A 12,468-nucleotide genomic window follows, 5' to 3' on the forward strand; every position below is an offset into this window, starting at 1 on the left:
CGGGGGTGGGTGGCGTCAGAGCCAGCCGCGGTCCCGCGCCACCCGGGCCGCCTCGATCCGGTTGCGCACCCCGAGCTTCGTGATCGCGGTGGACAGGTAGTTGCGGACGGTGCCCTCCGCCAGGAACAGGGTGGTGGCGATCTCGCCGTTGGGCAGGCCGTCGGCGGCCAGGCGCAGGACGTCGCGCTCGCGGTCGGTCATCGGGTCGGCCGCGTCCCAGGCCGCGACGGCCAGGGCCGGGTCGATCACGCGCTCGCCCGCGTGGACGCGGCGGATCGTGTCGACGAGGCGGTCGATCGGGGCGTCCTTGAGCACGTACCCCGCGACCCCGGCATCCATCGCCCGGCGCAGGTAGCCCGAGCGCGCGAACGTCGTGACGATCACCAGCCGGGTGCGGCCGCCCTGCAGCTGCGCCGCGACCTCCAGACCGGTCGCGCCCGGCATCTCCACGTCGGTGACCAGCACGTCCGGGTCGTGCGCGCGGACGGCGGCGAGCGCCTCCGTGCCGTCGACAGCTGTGGCGACGACCTCCAGGTCGTCCTCCAGCGACAGCAGCCGCGCGAACGCCCCGAGCACCATCGCCTGGTCCTCCGCCAGCACCAGCCGGATCACCGGGCCACCACCGCCGGCAGCGCGACGACGAGCGCGGTGCCGGCGCGGGCCGGCCGCTGCACCGTGCCGCCCAGCGCCGCGATCCGCTCCCGCATCCCGCTGAGCCCGTTGCCGTCCCGCGTCCCGCCGCCGACGCCGTCGTCGGCGACCTCCAGCTCCACCCGCCCGTCGACCGAGCGCAGTGCGACCGTGCACCGCCGCGCGTCCGCGTGCCGCACGACGTTCGTGACGGCCTCGCGCAGCGCCAGCGCCAGCGCGCTCTCCGCCGACGGGACGAGCACGAGGTCGTCGTCGCGGGTGACGACGAGCTCGACGCCCGCCGCGGCGAGCGCGTCGCGGGCGACGGTGATCTCGTCGTCGACCGACACCTGGCGCCAGCCCGACACCGTGGCCCGCACCTCGGTGAGCGCGTCGCGCGCCATCGTCTCGACGACGGCCATCTCGGCGGTCGCGTCGGCGCCGGGGAGGCGCTGCGCGAGCTGGGCGCGCACGACGATTCCGGTCAGGGTCTGGCCGAGGAGGTCGTGCAGGTCGCGGGAGATCCGCTCGCGCTCCGACAGCGTGGCGAGGTGCTCGATCCGGGCGTTGTCGACGCGCAGCTCGGCGGTGGCCCGTCGCTGGTCGGCCTCCTCCATCGTGCCCAGCCCGACGATCCACAGCGACACCAGTGGCGGCGCGATGCTGAGGAACAGGTACGGCGCGGGCGCGCTCGACACCAGCGCGGACGCCCCGACGAGCGCGGTGAGTCCGCCGAGCCAGAGCGTGGCGGCCCGGCGGGGGAGCAGCATCCCCGCGTACGCCGCGGCGTAGACGAAGAACACCGTGCCGCCCACGTTGACCGGAACGACCAGCACCCCGAGCCCCGCGACGAGCGCGGGGGACCAGTGTCCGGCCGGCGAGGCGTAGAGGGTGAACAGGACGTAGAGCAGCGCCGACCCGCCCGCGACGGCCCAGGAGGAGACGCCCGCCTCGGGGTCGAAGGCCGGCTGCAGGAAGAGGTACCCGAGGAACAGCAGGTACCAGATCGAGCCCCACTCCCGCTTCACACCCGCAGGTTACGGTAGGCGACCCCGGCGACCAGGGCGGCGACGACGGTGGTCGCGAGCACCGCGAGCAGGTGCCCGGACGCCGGGGCGCCGGTGATCTGCGCCATCGCGAGCTGCGCGAGGTGGTAGGTCGGCAGGAACGGCGCGACCGCCTGGATGAACCCGGGCATGACCTCGAGCGGGATCCACAGCCCCGACGCGAGCACCATCGGGAACAGCACCGCGTTGAGGATCGCCGCGGCCGCGTTCGACGACGTCACGAACCCGACCGCCATCCCGAGCAGCGCGAACGGCATCCCCCCGACGACCAGGACGGCGACGAGCCGCAGCCACGTCACCGGATCGACCATCGTGCCGGTGATCAACGCGGACGCCACCGTCATCGCCACCAGCACCCCGACGGCGTAGGGGAGCGCGGCGAGCAGCCGGGCGGCGAGGCTGACGCCGATCGGCGTCGCCGACACCATCTTGACGCGCAGCCAGCCGCGGGTGCGGTCCTCCGCGACGCCGATCCCGGGGTTGAGCAGCATCACCGACACCACGCCGAACGCGCCGTAGGTGGCCAGCGAGGTGGCGGCGAAGGGCAGGCCGTTCGCCTGCTGCTGGTCGCCGAAGATCGAGGTGAACAGGGCGTAGAAGCCGACGGGCATGAGGACGGAGAACAACAGCGCGGTCGGCTCGCGCAGGATCGCGCGCAGCCCCTCGCCGGTCTCGGAGCGCAGGACCGAGATGATCACGCCGACACCCCCTCGCCGGCCATGTCGTCACCGGTCAGGGCGACCAGTGCCTGCTCCAGCCCCGCCCCCTCGACGCGCAGGTCGGACAGCCCGCGGTCGAGCGCCAGCCACTCGCGCAGCAGGTCCTCGGGTGCGGCCGTGCCGACGTGCACGCGGTCGCCGTCGCGCCGGACCGTCCGCACCCCGGGCAGCGCCCGCAGCGCCGGGTCGTCGAGGGAGGTGCGGGCGGTGACGGTGCGGTCCGGGAGCCGTGAGGTCAGGGCGTCGGGGGTATCGGCGGCGACGACCCGGCCGCGGTGCAGCACCACGACGCGGTCGGCGAACGCGGCGGCCTCCTCGACGACGTGGGTGGTCAGCACCATGCCGACGCCCGCGTCCCGGCGACCCGTGAGGATCTTCCAGAACGCGCGCCGCGCGGCGACGTCGAGGCCGACGGTGGGCTCGTCGAGCAGCAGCAGCGCCGGGTCGCCGACCAGTGCCATCGCGAGCCCGACCCGCTGGAGCTGCCCGCCGGACAGCTTCGGCGCGCGCCGCGCGGCCAGGTCACCGATCCCGATCTCGGCGAGGACGGGGGCCGCTGCACCCGCCGGACGCCCGGCGCGGACCGCGGCCCCGCGCACGAGCTCGCCGACGGTCTCGGTGCCCGGGAAGCCCATCGACTGCTGCACGACCCCGAGTCGCCGGCGGGTCGCGGCGCGCCGGGGGTCGCCCCCGCACACCGCGACGCGCCCCCGCTGCCGGGCGAGCAACCCGGTCGCGAGCCCGATCAGGGTGGTCTTCCCCGCGCCGTTGGGGCCGAGGAGCGCGACGCACTCCCCGGCCCGGACGGCGAGGTCGACCCCGTCCAGCGCGACGTGCGCGCCGTAGCGGTGCGCCACGCCGTCGATCTCCAGAACCTCGGTCATGGACGTACTGTCCCGCGCCCCGCGGCGCGGCGGCAGTGCCCCTGATCAGTGCCGGGACCTGACGGGTGTCACAGGTGGACGTCGGCCCGCGAGCAGCCCATGGCGCGCAGCTCGGCGAGCTGGCGGTCGCGGTCGTAGGAGGTGAGGAGGGGTAGCGAGGGCCGGGCCGCGGAGAGCCACACGACGAGGCCGATGAGGACGAGTACGACGAGTGCGGTGGTCATGGCAGTAAGTATCCGCTCGACAAGATGATGCCAACAGTGGCAGAGAAGACGACGAAGGATAAGATCCTGCCATGCTCCGAACCGTCGCCGCGCTCGTGCTGCCGCCCGCACTGCCGTTCGAGTTCGGCACGCTGATGGAGGTCTTCGGCGTCGACCGCAGCGACGAGGGCGTCCCCCCGATCGAGCTCCGGGTCTGCGGTGAGGTGGCCGGGCAGCCGATCCGCACGACGGTCGGTGCGTCGCTGGTGCCCGACCACGGCCTGGAGGGGTTGCGCGGCGCCGACCTGGTCGCGGTCTCCGCCACCCGCGGCCGGGACTTCAGCCCCGAGGTCCTCGACGCGGTCCGCGCCGCGGCCGCGGACGGCGCGATGATCCTCAGCGTCTGCTCGGGGGCGTTCGTGCTGGGCGAGGCGGGCCTGCTCGACGACCGCCGCTGCACCTCGCACTGGATGAACGTCGACGAGCTGCGGGCCCGCTACCCGCGCGCGATCGTCGACCCCGACGTCCTCTACGTCGACGACGGCAACGTGATCACCAGCGCGGGCACGGCCGCCGGGATCGACGCCTGCCTGCACGTCGTGCGCCGCGAGCTGGGGAGTGCGGTCGTCAACACGATCGCCCGGCGGATGGTCGTCGCCCCGCAGCGCGACGGCGGGCAGCGGCAGTTCGTCGAGCAGCCGATCCCGGTGTGCACCGCCGACGGGCTCGCCCCGGTGCTGGACTGGGCCCTGGAGCACCTCGACGAGGAGCACTCGGTGTCCGACCTGGCCCGCCGCGCCCGCATGTCGGAGCGCAGCTTCGCCCGCCGCTTCGTCGCCGAGACCGGCACCACCCCGCACCGCTGGCTCACGCTGCAGCGTGTCCTGCTCGCGCAGCGCCTGCTGGAGGACACAGTCCTCGGCGTCGACGACGTGGCGGCCCGCTGCGGGTTCGGCACCGGCGCGCTGCTGCGCCACCACTTCCGCAAGGTCGTCGGGGTCGCCCCGGTCGACTACCGGCGCACCTTCCGCGGCGTCCCCGCCTGACTACGTCGTGGCGAGCAGGCTCACCCGCCGCCCGCCCTCGACCTGCGCGACGAGCCGGTCGACGGGCAGCGGCCGCTCGCGCGTGACGACCGCGGCGGCCGTGGCCGGCAGGGCGACGAACGGGTACTGCTGGTCCAGGCCCGACACGCGCGTGCAGACCTCGTCGCACAGGCCGAGGACGGCCTCCTCGCGCCAGGACGGCAGCACGACCAGGAAGTCCTCCCGGCCCAGCCGCACCACGCGGTCGGTCGGTGTGAGCAGTTCCTGGAGGCTGCCGGCGATGCCCGCCAGCGCGGCGAGCTCGGCCCGCAGCCCGTACTTCCCGCGCAGCGCGGCGACGCCCGGCACCCGCAGCAGCACCAGCCCGACCGGGAGCCCGGCCCCCAGCCCCGCGGTCCAGCGGGTCAGGAACTTCTCGGTGTGCAGCCCGGTGCGGGGGTCGCGCTCGGCGACGTCGTCGAGGTGGCCGACGGCCGAGTCGAGCCGGGTCTGCAGATCGGCGCGCTCGCGGACGCCCGCGTCGACGCGGTCGGCGAGGAAGCGCAGCGGCACGTTCCAGCGGTCCTGGTGCCGCGGTTCCGGCGCGGCGAGCACGGCGTGCAGTACCTCGTCGATCGCCTCGACGGTCTCCGGCGGCAGGGTCAGCCGCGCGCGCAGCCGCAGGATCTCGCGGTAGGCGTCGGCGCGGACGAAGGACCAGTACCCCTGGAACCGGCGGCCCTCCTCCAGCGTGTGGGCGCCCGCCTCGATCCGCTCCTGGTCGACGGCGACGAGCGTCGCCCCGCCGTTGGGGCTGAGCACCGTGACGCTCCACTCGCGGGCCAGGTCCTCGTCCTCGCCGAGCAGGACGTGCCGGACGCCGGGCGGCAGCGCGGGCGGGAAGTCCTCGACGAGCCCGACGAGCGTGACGGAGCTGCGCGCCGCGATCCGGGTGTAGACGTCGGTCTCGCGCCGGAAGTAGGACAGCCGCTGGAACATCGCGATGACGACGAGCGGGGCGCCCGGTTCGGCGGCCAGCGCGAAGCGCTCGATGGCGTGGGAGAGCTCGACGAGCACCCGCTTGCTCAGGACAGTGCCGTCGGGGAGCGCCATGACGCCGGAGAGTAGCCCCACGATCACTCGTACTCGTTCGGCCGAACGCATGGACCCGACCGTTAGGGTCTGGGAATGGAGTCCGTGCTGGCCGACACCGACGACGCCGGCGTCCGCACCCTGACGTTCAACCATCCCGAGCGACGCAACGGCTGGGGCGAGGATCTCGAGGACGCCTACTACGGCCACCTCACCGCCGCCGCCGCCGACCCTGAGGTGCGCGCGGTCGTCGTCACCGGGGCCGGGTCCACGTTCTGCCCGGGCGCCGACATGGGCCGCCTCGACGGCCTCTCGCAGGACGGGGCGGTGCTGCCGCACAAGTCGGTGGAGGTCCCGCGGAACTTCCCGAAGCCGCTGATCGGCGCGATCAACGGGGCGTGCGCGGGTGTCGGGCTGGTGCAGGCCCTGTTCTGCCACGTCCGCTTCGCCGCCGACACCGCCCGGTTCACCACCGCGTTCGCCCGGCGCGGGCTGGTCGCGGAGTACGGGATCGCCTGGACGCTGACGCGGCTGGTGGGCACTGAGAACGCCACCGACCTGCTGCTCTCGGCCCGGGTGTTCGACGCCGCGGAGGCGTACCGGCTCGGGATGGTCAGCCGGGTCGTCCCGCGCGACGACGTCCTCGGCGCCGCCCAGGCCTACGCCCGTGACCTCGCTCTGAACTGTGCCCCGCGCGCCGTCGCCGTCATCGCCGCCCAGCTGCGCGAGGCCGCCGACTCCACCTACGACGAGGCGCTGAGCAGCGCCTACAGCCACGTCGACCGCTTCATCGGCGGCCCGGACCTGCGGGAGGGGGTGGCGTCGTTCGTCGAGAAACGGCTGCCGCGCTTCCTGCCACTGGAGGAGTCGTGACCTACCGCATCGCAGTGATCGGGGCCGGCCCGTCGGGGCTCTACGCGGCGGCGGCGCTGCTGACGTCGGGGGAGCCGGTGAGCATCGAGGTGCTCGACCGGCTGCCCGCGCCCTACGGCCTCGTCCGCTACGGCGTCGCGCCCGACCACGTGAAGATGAAGTCGGTGATCCGGGTGCTGCAGAAGCCCTTCGATCCGGCCGACGTGGAGTTCCTCGGCGGGGTCCGGATCGGCGACGGCGGCATCCCGCTCGACGAACTGCGCACCCACTTCCACGCGATCGTGCACGCCACCGGGTCCTCGCTCGACCGCGCGCTCGGCGTGCCGGGGGAGGACCTCGCGGGCTCGTACGGGTCAGGTGAGTTCGTCAGCTGGTACTGCGGACACCCCGACTTCACCGGGCTCGACCCGGAGCTCGACCACCCCGGCGTCGCCGTCGTCGGGGCGGGCAACGTGGCGCTCGACGTCGCCCGCGTGCTGGCGAAGTCGGCGGAGGAGATGGCGGCCACCGACATCCCGGGCCCCGTGCTCGACGCGCTGCGGTCCAGTGCCGTCCGCGACGTCCACGTGCTGATCCGCCGCGGCCCGCAGCACGTCCGGTTCACCCCGGCGGAGCTGCGCCAGATCGGCGACCTCGCCGACGCGCAGGTCGTGGTGCACGACGACGGGCTGCTCGCGGCGGGCGTCGAGGAGCCCGACGACCGGCGGCAGAAGCAGAACCTCGGGATGCTGACGGAGTGGGTCGACCGGCCCGTCGGCGACGCCGAGCGCCGCATCCACCTGAGGTTCCTGCGGTCCCCGGTCCGCGTCCTGGGCGACGGGCGGGTCTCCGGGATCGTCGTGGAGCGCACCGCGGTCGACGCCTCCGGGCGGGTCGTGGGCACCGGTGAGGAGGAGACCCTCGACGTCGGGCTCGTCGTGCGCGCGATCGGCTACGCGGGCGAGCCGATCCCCGGCCTGCCGTTCGACGAGGCCACCGGCACCGTGCCGAACGAGGGCGGGCGGGTCGTCGCCGACGGCGTCGCGGTTCCCGGCGCGTACGTCACGGGCTGGATCAAGCGTGGCCCGACCGGCGTCATCGGGACGAACAAGGGCGACGCGCAGGAGACGGTCGCGGCGCTGTTGGCCGACCTCCCGACTCTCCCGCCCCCGGCGCGCCCCGAGCCCGAGGCCCTGCGGGAGGCGTTCGCCGCCCACGGCATCCGCCCCGTCGACTGGACGTCCTGGTTGCGCCTCGACGCCGAGGAGGTCCGCCGCGGCGGCCTGCGCGGCGCGGAGCGGGTGAAGGTCGCGGAGCTGGCGGAGATGCTCGACGCGGCCCACGGAGCCACGACGACCCCCTGACCGCCGAGTTTGCCGTTCCCGCCCGGCGAGTTGGCCGATGGCGTACGCCCGGGCGAGCCGCGATGGACAACACGGCGGGCGCCGTCGGCAAACTCGCGGTTAATCTCGGAGTCGTGCGCTCTCTGCTGCTGTCCCGCCGCGACCTCGACTTCCTGCTCCACGAGTGGCTCGACGTCGCCGGGCTGACGTCGCGCGGGCGGTTCTCCGAGCACTCCCGCGAGACGTTCGACGCCGTGCTCGACCTGTCCGAGCAGGTGGCCACCGAGCAGTTCGCCCCGCACAACCGGGCCGCCGACCTGGCCGAACCCGAGTTCGACGGCGAGCGCGTGCACATGATCCCCGAGGTCGCGAAGGCGCTGGAGGCGTTCGCCGGCACCGGGATCCTGTCGGCGGGGATGGACGAGTCGGTCGGCGGGATGCAGCTCCCGCAGACCGTCGCGCAGGCCTGCTTCCTGTGGTTCCAGGCGGCCAACGTCGGCACCTCGGCCTACCCGTTCCTCACCATCGCCAACGCCAACCTGCTGCTCGCGCACGGCTCCCCGGAGCAGGTCGAGACGTGGGTCGGGCCGATGGTGGAGGGCCGCTTCTTCGGGACGATGTGCCTCTCGGAACCGCAGGCGGGCTCGTCGCTGGCCGACATCACGACCCGCGCCGAGCCCCGCGACGACGGCGCGTACCGCCTGCGCGGCAACAAGATGTGGATCTCCGGCGGCGACCACGACCTGTCCGAGAACATCGTCCACCTGGTGCTGGCGAAGATCCCCGGCGGCCCGCCGGGGGTGAAGGGCATCTCGCTGTTCATCGTGCCGAAGGTCCTGGAGAACGGGGACCGCAACGACGTGGTGCTCGCGGGCGTCAACCACAAGATGGGCTTCCGCGGCACCGTCAACACGCTGCTGAACTTCGGCGAGGGCAAGTACACGCCGGGCGGCGAGGCCGGTGCCGTCGGCTACCTGGTGGGGGAGCAGGGCCGGGGCCTCGCGCTGATGTTCCACATGATGAACGAGGCGCGCGTCGGCGTCGGGGGCAACGCGGCCGCGCTGGGCTACACCGGGTACCTGCACTCCCTCGAGTACGCGCGCACCCGCGTGCAGGGTCGCCGCGACGGGCGGCCCGCGCCGATCATCGAGCACCCGGACGTCGCCCGGATGCTCCTCGCGCAGAAGGCCTACGCCGAGGGGGCCGTCGCCCTGATCCTCTACTGCGCCCGCCTGCTCGACGACGAGAAGACCGCGGCCGGCGACGAGGACCGCGCCCGCGCGCACCTGCTCCTCGACACGCTCACCCCGATCGCCAAGAGCTGGCCGTCGCAGTGGTGCCTCGCGGCCAACGACCTCGCGATCCAGGTGCACGGCGGCTACGGATACACCCGCGAGTACGCCGTGGAGCAGTTCTGGCGCGACAACCGGCTCAACATGATCCACGAGGGCACGCACGGCATCCAGGGCCTCGACCTGCTCGGCCGCAAGGTCGTGCTGCACGACGGCGCGGGCCTGCGGCTGCTGCTCGACACGATCGACGCCACCGTGGACCGGGCCCGCACCGCGGGTCTGACGAGCGAGGCCGACGCCGTCGGTGCCGCGGCCGCGCGCACCGCGGAGGTCACCGCCGTGCTGTGGGGGGCGGGCGACCCGGCCGTCACGCTGGCGAACTCCTCGACGTACCTGGAGGCGGTCGGGCACGTCGTCCTCGCCTGGATCTGGCTGGAGCAGCTGCTCGCCGTCGGCGACCGCGAGGGCCACTTCTACGACGGCAAGCGCGCCGCGGCCGGCTACTTCCTGCGCCACGAGCTGCCCCGCACGGGCCCGCAGTTCGCGCTGCTGGAGAGCCTGGACCGCACCACGCTCGACGTGCGCCCGGAGTACTTCTAGACGGCGGCGCTGCGCAGCGTCACGGCCCAGCTCCCGAGCAGTGCGGCCGCGCAGAGGCCCAGCACGCCGAGAGCGAGCGGGGGGAGCGCGCCGAGCGGCCGGGCGGTGGACGCGTGGGCGAGCAGGACCGCCACCGCGACGCCGACCGCGGCCACGGCCGTGCCGACGATCCGCAGCCGGCGCCGCGCCTCGATGCGGGCCGGCAGGACCGCCGGTACGGCGGGCAGGACCAGCCCGTGCACGCCGATCAAGGGCGCGAGCACGAGGTCCCCGCCCGCGCCGGATCAGCAGCAGCTCCGGGCCGACCGTCGACGGGTCCGGGAACCCGGCGCCGATCCTCCTGGAGCACCCCGCTGTCGTTCACGATCACCATCCCGATCCCGGCGTGCAGCACGAGCGCGCCCGCCGCGATCCCGAGCCGGACGTCGCCGGGGACCCGGGCCTGCAGCGTCGCCACCAGCAGCACGAGCACCCCGACGACGAAGACACCCGCGGTGCCGGCCGCGCCGCCGCGCGTCAGGGCCGCGAGCGGCGTGGTGAAGTTGTTGTGGCTCGGGACGCCGCGCGAGGCCTGCACGCCGATGACCGCGGTCTCGCCGACCGCGAACAGCACCGCCGCCCCGCCGACGAGGTGCTCCCGCCGCATCCGCAGCACGGGCAGCACCAGCGCGAGCGACCAGCAGACCAGCGCGCCCGTCTCGGCGAAGGTCGCGGGCGTGCGCAGCGACACCGGGCCGGTCGGCGGGCCGCCGGTCGCGGCGATCGCCACGACGTGCACCAGCATCGTCAGGAACAGGCTCCGACGGTGCCCGTTCCCCGCGTCACCCCGATCGGCCTGCACCTCTCGTCGACGGCCAAGGTGGTGGCCCGCGCGTTCGCCCCGCACACCTGGCAGATCCTGTTGACGCTCAAGACGTGCGCCGTCGCGAACCAGCGGGAGATCGCGGCGGCCGTCGGCATCGCGGGCACCACGCTCACCCATCACCTCAACGCGACGGAGCGCGACGGCCTGCTCACCCGCCGCCGCGACCCCGGCAACCGCCGCGTGCACATCGGGAGCTGACGGGGGAGGGGGAGGCCGCGTTCCTGCGCCTGCGCACCGGCCTCGACGAGGCCGACGCCGCCGCGCTGGCGGGGCTGCTCGACCGCCTGAGGGCGAACGTGAGCGACTAGCAGGGCTCCACGGAGACGACGCCGCGCAGCGTGCAGAGGCGGTCGGCGAACGACGCCTCCTCGGCCCGGGTCAGCGAGACCGTGCAGGTGACGGAGCTGTACGGGACGCCGTCGCGGACGTCGGCGGCGAAGTCGCGGACCGGGTAGCCGCCGGCGCGCAGCGCGTCACCGACGCGCAGGATGCCCTCGATGCCGCCGGTCGTGACGATCTCGTGGCGGCGCGGGATGCGCGGGGTCCAGGTGGTGCGGGGGGCGTGGTCCAGAACGGTCATGGTGAGCTCCAGGGTCCGAGACGATCGGGGGACCCGAGCCAGGCCTCGGAAACGAGGGGAGGAGCTGCGCGCCGGCGACCTGGCTCAGCCGACGCGCGGCGGTACGGCCGCGTCGAGGGCGAGGAGTGCGTTACGCATGTGGAGGACACTAGCGCGTCCGTGTGGCCGCGGCCACCCGCCCTCCCCCTACGGTGGGGATCATGAACACCCGGCCGGCCGCGGCGGTCGTGGGAGCGGCCGTGCTCGGTCACGCCGTGGTGCTCGCGATCTGGCCGCAGGCCCACACCCTGCTCATCGACCTGCAGGTCTACCGCGCGGGCGGGGAACTGGTCGCGGCCGGGCGCCCGCTCTACGGCGGGGGCGTCCTGCTCGACCTGCCCTTCGTCTATCCGCCGTTCGCCGCGCTCGTGTTCGTGCCGCTGGCCTGGCCGCCGGTGCCCGTCCTCTCGGTCGGGTGGACGGTGCTGGGGCTGGTGCTGCTCGCCGTCGTGGTGCGGCGCTGCGGCGCGGGCGGGCCGCTGCTCGTGGCGGTGGTGGCCCTGGCGACCTGGCTCGACCCGGTCCGCACCACCTTCTACCTCGGCCAGCTCAACCTGGTGCTGCTCGCGCTCGTGGTGTGCGACCTGTCCGGGTGCCGGGAGAGCCGCTGGCGGGGCGTCGGGATCGGGCTGGCCGCCGCGCTGAAGCTCACGCCGCTCCTGTTCGTCGTGTACCTGCTGCTCACCGGCCGGACCCGGGCGGCGGCGACCGCGATCGGCACGTTCGTCGCGGCCGGGGCGCTGGGTTTCCTCGTGGCCCCCGCCGACTCGGTGGAGTACTGGCTGCGCGGCACGTTCGCCTCCGCGGGGCGGATCTCCGATGTCTCCGGGCCCAGCAACCACTCCCTCGCCGGCTTCCTGGCCCGGGCCGGCCTGCCCGACCTGGTGCCCGCCGCGCTGCTGGCGATGCTCACGCTCGCCGTCGCGGTCGCCCTCCACCGCCGGGGCGTCGACCTGGCCGCGGGCACGCTCGTCGGGCTGGGGTCCGCGGCGGCCGCCCCGTTCGCCTGGTCGCACCACTGGGTGTGGGTGGTGCCGCTCGTCGTGCTGCTGGCGCGGCGCGTGGTGGCGGGGGAGCGGGCCGCCGCCGTCGCACTGGGCGGGGTGCTGCTCGCGACGCTCGCCGTGATCACGCGGCTGCCCGGGCCCTCGGTCGGGCCGATCCCGGCCACCGGTGCGATCTCCCTGACGCCGGACGCCTACCTGGTGCTGTTCGTCGTGGTGCTGGCGTCGGCGGCGTGGTCGCTGCGCCGGGCGTGAGAACGCGGAAGGCCCCGC

Annotated in this window: 14 protein-coding genes and 1 pseudogene; 6 read left to right on the top strand and 9 right to left on the bottom strand. The window is 74.5% G+C overall.

The genetic code is table 11. From position 1 onward, the window contains the following. Positions 1 to 15: 15 nt before the first annotated feature. From I4I81_RS03660 to I4I81_RS03680, 5 genes are all read right to left on the bottom strand, one after another. Positions 16 to 612, bottom strand: coding sequence for a response regulator transcription factor (locus I4I81_RS03660; RefSeq protein ID WP_218615806.1), 597 nt, complete (start codon positions 610 to 612; stop codon positions 16 to 18). Then, complete coding sequence (locus tag I4I81_RS03665) at positions 609 to 1,658, bottom strand: sensor histidine kinase (protein ID WP_218602571.1); 1,050 nt, start codon at positions 1,656 to 1,658, stop codon at positions 609 to 611. The genes I4I81_RS03660 and I4I81_RS03665 overlap by 4 nt, the downstream gene beginning before the upstream one ends. Continuing rightward, positions 1,655 to 2,395, bottom strand: coding sequence for an ABC transporter permease (locus tag I4I81_RS03670; RefSeq protein WP_226363727.1), 741 nt, complete (start codon positions 2,393 to 2,395; stop codon positions 1,655 to 1,657). Before I4I81_RS03670 ends, I4I81_RS03665 begins: the two co-directional genes overlap by 4 nt. Beyond that, a complete protein-coding gene (locus I4I81_RS03675; protein ID WP_218602570.1) occupies positions 2,392 to 3,300 on the bottom strand; it encodes an ABC transporter ATP-binding protein in 909 nt (302 codons plus the stop codon). Before I4I81_RS03675 ends, I4I81_RS03670 begins: the two co-directional genes overlap by 4 nt. Positions 3,301 to 3,368: 68 nt before the next feature. Further along, positions 3,369 to 3,524 carry a hypothetical protein gene (locus I4I81_RS03680; RefSeq protein ID WP_218602569.1) on the bottom strand — a complete coding sequence of 52 codons (156 nt, stop codon included), beginning with the start codon at positions 3,522 to 3,524 and terminating at the stop codon, positions 3,369 to 3,371. A gap of 71 nt (positions 3,525 to 3,595) precedes the next feature. On the opposite strand from I4I81_RS03680, the gene I4I81_RS03685 reads away from it, so the two are divergent. After that, positions 3,596 to 4,549 carry a GlxA family transcriptional regulator gene (locus I4I81_RS03685; RefSeq protein ID WP_218602568.1) on the top strand — a complete coding sequence of 318 codons (954 nt, stop codon included), beginning with the start codon at positions 3,596 to 3,598 and terminating at the stop codon, positions 4,547 to 4,549. Here the strand turns inward: I4I81_RS03685 and I4I81_RS03690 are convergent, their stop codons facing one another. Beyond that, complete coding sequence (locus I4I81_RS03690; RefSeq protein ID WP_218602567.1) at positions 4,550 to 5,641, bottom strand: sensor domain-containing diguanylate cyclase; 1,092 nt, start codon at positions 5,639 to 5,641, stop codon at positions 4,550 to 4,552. It lies immediately after the preceding gene. Between the two features lie 75 nt (positions 5,642 to 5,716). Here I4I81_RS03690 and I4I81_RS03695 point away from each other — a divergent pair, with 75 nt between their 5' ends. From I4I81_RS03695 to I4I81_RS03705, 3 genes are all read left to right on the top strand, one after another. Then, complete coding sequence (locus tag I4I81_RS03695; RefSeq protein WP_218602566.1) at positions 5,717 to 6,493, top strand: enoyl-CoA hydratase-related protein; 777 nt, start codon at positions 5,717 to 5,719, stop codon at positions 6,491 to 6,493. Beyond that, complete coding sequence (locus I4I81_RS03700; protein ID WP_226363728.1) at positions 6,490 to 7,836, top strand: FAD-dependent oxidoreductase; 1,347 nt, start codon at positions 6,490 to 6,492, stop codon at positions 7,834 to 7,836. Before I4I81_RS03695 ends, I4I81_RS03700 begins: the two co-directional genes overlap by 4 nt. A gap of 113 nt (positions 7,837 to 7,949) precedes the next feature. Next, on the top strand, positions 7,950 to 9,707 hold the full coding sequence (locus tag I4I81_RS03705) for an acyl-CoA dehydrogenase (protein WP_226363729.1): 1,758 nt from the start codon (positions 7,950 to 7,952) through the stop codon (positions 9,705 to 9,707). Here the strand turns inward: I4I81_RS03705 and I4I81_RS03710 are convergent. Both I4I81_RS03710 and I4I81_RS03715 read right to left on the bottom strand, forming a co-directional pair. Then, positions 9,704 to 9,970 carry a hypothetical protein gene (locus I4I81_RS03710; RefSeq protein ID WP_218602564.1) on the bottom strand — a complete coding sequence of 89 codons (267 nt, stop codon included), beginning with the start codon at positions 9,968 to 9,970 and terminating at the stop codon, positions 9,704 to 9,706. The genes I4I81_RS03705 and I4I81_RS03710 overlap by 4 nt on opposite strands. Next, positions 9,955 to 10,491 carry a hypothetical protein gene (locus tag I4I81_RS03715; protein ID WP_218602563.1) on the bottom strand — a complete coding sequence of 179 codons (537 nt, stop codon included), beginning with the start codon at positions 10,489 to 10,491 and terminating at the stop codon, positions 9,955 to 9,957. The genes I4I81_RS03710 and I4I81_RS03715 overlap by 16 nt, the downstream gene beginning before the upstream one ends. A gap of 21 nt (positions 10,492 to 10,512) precedes the next feature. Here I4I81_RS03715 and I4I81_RS03720 point away from each other — a divergent pair. Next, positions 10,513 to 10,880: pseudogene (locus tag I4I81_RS03720) on the top strand (MarR family winged helix-turn-helix transcriptional regulator). Here the strand turns inward: I4I81_RS03720 and I4I81_RS03725 are convergent. Beyond that, positions 10,877 to 11,152: a hypothetical protein gene (locus I4I81_RS03725; protein ID WP_218602562.1), complete on the bottom strand. Its 276-nt coding sequence runs from the start codon at positions 11,150 to 11,152 to the stop codon at positions 10,877 to 10,879. The pseudogene I4I81_RS03720 and the gene I4I81_RS03725 overlap by 4 nt on opposite strands. Before the next feature lie 200 nt (positions 11,153 to 11,352). Between I4I81_RS03725 and I4I81_RS03730 the strand changes: the two genes are divergently transcribed. Continuing rightward, the gene (locus I4I81_RS03730; RefSeq protein WP_218602561.1) at positions 11,353 to 12,450 is read left to right on the top strand and encodes a glycosyltransferase 87 family protein; all 1,098 of its coding nucleotides are present in this window, start codon (positions 11,353 to 11,355) and stop codon (positions 12,448 to 12,450) included. Positions 12,451 to 12,468: the final 18 nt, after the last annotated feature.

Source organism: Pseudonocardia abyssalis (assembly GCF_019263705.2).
Classification (GTDB): Bacteria; Actinomycetota; Actinomycetes; order Mycobacteriales; family Pseudonocardiaceae; genus Pseudonocardia; species Pseudonocardia abyssalis.